Annotated in this window: 4 protein-coding genes; 3 read left to right on the top strand and 1 reads right to left on the bottom strand. The window is 68.9% G+C overall.

The genetic code is table 11. The features are described from left to right. Nucleotides 1–55: 55 nt before the first annotated feature. On the bottom strand, nt 56–481 hold the full coding sequence (locus AC08ON_RS03790; protein ID WP_011434974.1) for a PLD nuclease N-terminal domain-containing protein: 426 nt from the start codon (nt 479–481) through the stop codon (nt 56–58). 386 nt (nt 482–867) lie between these two features. Here AC08ON_RS03790 and AC08ON_RS03785 point away from each other — a divergent pair, with 386 nt between their 5' ends. From AC08ON_RS03785 to AC08ON_RS03775, 3 genes are all read left to right on the top strand, one after another. After that, nucleotides 868–2,319 carry a menaquinone biosynthesis decarboxylase gene (locus AC08ON_RS03785; protein WP_023839804.1) on the top strand — a complete coding sequence of 484 codons (1,452 nt, stop codon included), beginning with the start codon at nt 868–870 and terminating at the stop codon, nt 2,317–2,319. A gap of 87 nt (nt 2,320–2,406) precedes the next feature. Beyond that, nucleotides 2,407–3,354, top strand: coding sequence for a menaquinone biosynthesis prenyltransferase MqnP (mqnP, locus tag AC08ON_RS03780; RefSeq protein ID WP_476607111.1), 948 nt, complete (start codon nt 2,407–2,409; stop codon nt 3,352–3,354). Nucleotides 3,355–3,368: 14 nt separating this feature from the next. Beyond that, the coding region (locus tag AC08ON_RS03775) for a flavoprotein (RefSeq protein ID WP_476616458.1) at nt 3,369–3,647 on the top strand (279 nt) is incomplete at its 3' end.

Here is a 3,647-nt window from a genome sequence, read left to right as displayed (position 1 = left end):
CGCGGAGCCGGTCAGCCGCGGGCTCGTGGCCCTGGATCCCCCGCGTCCATGCGGCTCAGCCGCGGGACGATGACGACGGAGGTCCGGCCTCGCCCTTGCGGATCCGGGCGGACAGCTCCCGCATGAAGTCCGGGTCGTCGTCGGGACCCTTCGGCCGGACGGCGGCCCGGCGGGTGCCCGTCCGCGCGCTGTACCGGCCGAAGCCGCCATCACGCCGGCTGTCGATGCCCCAGGACGATCGTTGCCCGAAGGCCGGATGGTCGGAGACCGGCCGGCGCAACGGCCGCTCGCCGACGCTGTTCGCGCGAGGTCGACCGAAGAAAAACCATCCGGCGGTGCCGAAGATACCAAGGAAGATCACTGCTACGATCCACGCGAGTTTGGGCATGATCCGAACCTCCTCGGGGGGTGTCCCGAAGACATCGATGATCGCGTAAGCCCAAACACCAATGATCACAAACGTCAGCGCGAGGCCCAGCACCGGCCGGTCGCTCCTTCCTGCTTTTCTTGATCGTTATGTCCGTCTTGACCTGTCAGGTATGGAACATCCGATCCGCGGGCATCTAATCCCCGACCCGTGGCGAAACCCCCGACCCGTGGCGACGTCACGGACGGATGGCGTCACGGACGGGCGACCTCACCAGATGGGTCAGGCGAGCACGTACCGTCCGCTATGGCCCGCGACGGACGTACATGTCGTGGTGATGGCCGGCCCGTGTATCTCTAGTGTGCCTTCCGCGCCGCCTCCTCGTCCTCCCGGTCCGTTATCCGACGAGGCCGTGCCCGGGACGTGACGTGTTGAACTGGGATCGTGACCACCTGTGGGCGGTCGGGCATCCACCCGTGGCGACTGCGAGGATGGAGGTCATGGCCTGGGCGGATCTGCGTGCGTTCCTTGCTCATCTCGAAAGGCGGAAGGATCTGCGCCGCGTCACCGTACCCGTCGACCCGCGTCTCGAGGTCACCGAGATCGTGACCCGGGTGGTACGGGAGCGCGGGCCGGCTCTGCTGTTCGAGTCCCCGGCCGGCGCCGACATGCCGCTGGCGATCAATGTGTTCGGCACCGAGGAGCGGATGGCTGCCGCGCTCGGCGTCGAGGCGCTGGACGACATCGGTGAACGGCTCGGCGCGCTGCTGCGCCCGCAGCTGCCGATCGGCCTGTCCGGATTGCGTGAGGCGTTCGGCAAGGCGGCGTCGCTCGCCTCGGTCCCGCCCCGCCGGGTCCGGACCGCGCCCTGCCAGGACGTCGTCCTCAAGGGTCCGGACGTCGACCTGTTCCGGCTGCCGGGGGTGCACGCCTGGCCGAACGACGGCGGGGCCTTCCTCAACCTCGGTCTGACGCACACAAAGCACCCCGAGACCGGGGCGCGTAACCTCGGGATGTACCGGTTGCAACGCCATGACGCACGCACCGTCGGCATGCACTGGCAGATCCACAAGGACTCCAACGCGCATCACGCGGTCGCCGAGCGGCGTGGGGAGCGGCTGCCGGTCGCCATCGCGTTCGGGTGTGACCCGGCGGTGACCTACGCCGCGTCCGCGCCCCTGCCTGCCGACCTCGACGAGTACCTGTTCGCCGGTTACCTGCGCGGCGAGCGGGTGGAGATGGTCGACTGCCTCTCCGTCCCGCTGCGGGTGCCCGCGAACGCACAGGTGGTGATCGAGGGCTGGCTCGAGCCGGGGGAGCGGCTGCCCGAGGGGCCGTTCGGCGACCACACCGGCTTCTACACGCCCGTCGAACCGTTCCCGGCGCTGCACGTCGACGTGATGACGATGCAGCGTGACCCGGTGTTCCAGACGATCGTGGTCGGTCGGCCGCCGCAGGAGGACGGCCCGATGGGCAAGGCCACCGAACGGATCTTCCTGCCACTGGTCAGGATGATGATTCCCGAGATCGTCGACTACGACCTGCCCGAGGCGGGGGTGTTCCACAATTGCTGCATCGTCTCCATCGAGAAGCGTTATCCGAAGCACGCGCAGAAGGTGATGAACGCGGTATGGGGGGCCGGGCTGCTGTCGTTGTCGAAGCTGATCGTGGTCGTCGACGCCGACTGCGACGTGCACGACTACCACGAGGTCGCTTGGCGCGCCTTCGGCAACGTCGACTATGCCCACGACCTGATCACCACCATCGGGCCGGTGGACCATCTCGACCACGCCGCCTACGAGCAGTTCTGGGGCGGCAAGGTCGGTGTGGACGCGACCCGCAAGCTACCGAGCGAGGGTTACCGGCGCGACGGCGGCTGGCCGGAGGAGATCGTCATGGACGAGGCGGTCCGCGAACGGGTCACCCGCCGATGGAAGGAGTATGGCCTGTGACCGTCCTCCGTTTTTCTTGCCTAGCCAGAGGGACAAAAAGGACGCTGGGGCCTCTGGCTGGGCAAGGAACAAGGAGTGGTGATCGCGGTGAGTGACGCCGCGTGGGTGCCGGGCGCGTCGGAGCCGGTCGGGCGAGGGTCGGGAGCCGGCCCGGGACACGCCACCGGCCGGGTACGGGCGTTTCTGCGGCTCGTCGTCATCGAGCACTCGGTCTTCGCGCTGCCGTTCGCCTACATCGCGGCGCTCGCAGCCTCGTTCGCGGATTCCCGGTCGGTGCACTGGTCGGACCTCGCCCTCGTCACCGTGGCGATGGTCGCGGCCCGAACTTTCGCCATGGCCGCAAACCGGGTCATCGATCGCGCGATCGACGCCCGTAATCCGAGGACGGCGAACCGAGAGCTGGTCACCGGCGTGGTCTCGGTGCGTACGGCGGTCGTCGGCGCCGCGGTCGCGCTCGCCGTCTTCCTCACCTCCGCCGCGGCCTTGTCCTGGCTCTGCCTGCTGCTCGCGCCGGTCGCCGTCGCGCCGCTCGTCGTCTACCCCTACGCGAAACGGTTCACCGACTTCCCACACGCCGTGCTCGGCATCGCCCAGGCGGCGGCCCCGGTCGGCGCGTGGATCGCGGTCACCGGTGAGTGGTCCTGGGCCGCCCTGGTGCTCGGCCTTGCGGTCGGTAGCTGGATCGGCGGCTTCGACGTGATCTACGCCTGCCAGGATGCCGAGGTCGACCGGCGCATCGGCGTGCGTGCGGTGCCGGCCCGGTTCGGGGTGCGGGCCGCGCTCATTGGTTCCACGGTTACGCATATGATCACCTTTGCGTTGTTCATCGTCTACGGGCTGATGGACAGCGCCGGTCCGTGGTGGTGGGCTGGGCTCGTGCTGACGGCGGCGGCATTCTGCTATGAGCACGCCATCGTGTCCCCGAACGACCTGTCGCGGGTCAACCGGGCCTTCCTCACCGCGAACGGATTCGTCGGCATCGTCTTGTTCCTCTTCGCCGTTGTCGATCTCGCCAGCCGTGGTCTGGCCGTCTGAGCATCGGATTCGTCATGGCCGATGTGTTCACTGCCCCCGAGGAGGGGGCCGGAGCACGCCTGCCGTGGGTGGTCGGGGTGAGCGGTGCCAGTGGAACCCCCTACGCGGCCGCGGTGCTGCGTGGCCTGCTGGCCGCTCGGCTGCCAGTCGATCTGGTGCTGTCCCGCGCGGCCCGCCTGACCCTGCTCGATGAGACGGGTATCGCCTGGCGTGACTCCGCCTGGGCGAAAGCCCTGGTCACGTGGCTGTCCATGCCCCTGGGCGGGGTGTCACCTCCGGAGGGTCCGTCGGCG

This window comes from Frankia sp. CoWAU3, assembly GCF_977971855.1.
The sequence above is the reverse complement of the archived record's forward strand: the minus strand, read 5'-3'. Positions and strand labels throughout refer to the sequence as shown.

What these genes read in the sequence shown, in the direction of transcription:
- AC08ON_RS03785 (WP_023839804.1), top strand. Translation starts at nt 868, where the DNA reads ATGGCCTGGGCGGATCTGCGTGCGTTCCTTGCTCATCTCGAAAGGCGG.